This window comes from Bartonella senegalensis OS02 (assembly GCF_000312545.1).
GTDB lineage: Bacteria > Pseudomonadota > Alphaproteobacteria > Rhizobiales > Rhizobiaceae > Bartonella > Bartonella senegalensis.
Genome location: NZ_HE997540.1, coordinates 878,461 through 879,709 on the forward strand (window position 1 = coordinate 878,461; position 1,249 = coordinate 879,709).

At 38.9% G+C, this 1,249-nt stretch carries 2 protein-coding genes; both read right to left on the reverse strand.

The annotated features are described in order from the left end of the window. Complete coding sequence (locus BN200_RS03465) at nucleotides 1-147, reverse strand: hypothetical protein (protein ID WP_019221066.1); 147 nt, start codon at nucleotides 145-147, stop codon at nucleotides 1-3. Nucleotides 148-318: 171 nt separating this feature from the next. Beyond that, nucleotides 319-1,203: a TrbL/VirB6 family protein gene (locus tag BN200_RS03470; protein WP_019221067.1), complete on the reverse strand. Its 885-nt coding sequence runs from the start codon at nucleotides 1,201-1,203 to the stop codon at nucleotides 319-321. Between the last annotated feature and the right edge of the window lie 46 nt (nucleotides 1,204-1,249).

Genomic DNA, 1,249 nt, shown 5'->3' on the forward strand with positions numbered 1-1,249 from the left:
TCATATTGCTCCTCGCTGAATTTCGATCGGGACTGTTTTATTAATAGGCACGCGATTCCAATTATTGGGTTGTTTTGGCTTTGGCGGCAAAGTGCTGCAAGCTGATAAAAGCCCTGCAATCAAAATTGTAAAAACGATTGGTTTCATTATACCATTCCTTTTTATTAAACTCCTGAATTCATCCTAACACTTTTTTATTATAATATCAATTTTGATTATAAACTATATAACTTGAGAATGTCTTTATTTTCTTGATTTTATTTTTTGTTGCAGAAGCTCTCTCTTGAGAGCGTGATATTCTTTATTTGTTTTTGCAGATTATTTGACTGTGCGATTGCTGTATGAGGATTTTCTTTCTCCAGCACCTGGGTTCCAGAGATGTTCAAAAGTAATGCCTTTTGCCAGAGAGCTTGCAATGCTTGATAATTTGATCAACAGCACAATGGAGATAATGGAGAGGATAAGCGCGCCACCAAGCGTATAACCGACATTTTGTTCACCATTAAATTCAATATCAGTCATGTAATTTGCAAAGATATTCATCATGAATCCAAATACGGTAGCTAAGAGAACAACGAGAATCGTATAGTTCAGGATTTGGACTATCCATTGTTCGAACAAGCGATAGGTTGGTTGCCAAAGGAGGGCGATGATGAATATGGGGCCAAGTCCGACGAGAAGCACAAGTGCGATTTTTGCCAGCAGGATGAATGCACCACCGATTGCGGCTAGGAAACTTGTTACGAGTAAAATGAGGATGCCGAAGAGTCCATAGAGTAACCCATTAGCATCCGAGAAGGCAGATTCCTCGAAAGCTTTGCTTGCACATTCGAACCCTCTTTCAGCGACCTTGTCAATCAAACTGTTTAATTGCTGGCCTTTTGTTGGATTATTTATTAGCGCGTTTGATAAATCATTGGGTAGGTCTATGATTAACTCGGCAAGATCTGTTTGATAAAGTCCTGCTGTGAGTGCGATTGAAGTAATAATACTGATGCGTAGAGATCGGCTTAGAAAACCTGCGAGTGGCATTTCTACTGCCCCGCGCATGATGAGCCATCCATAGACGATAAAAGTGATGGTGAGACCGATTGAGATGAAAGGTGTAATTGTAGCAATTGCTTTTAAGGAAATCTCCGTGAAATATGTTTTTGTTATCTGATCAATTCTATTGAACAGTTGTGTAAACATTGTGAAGTTCATAGCATTCCTCTTTATACGAATTTTGTCTTCCCATCATCTTTGAAAT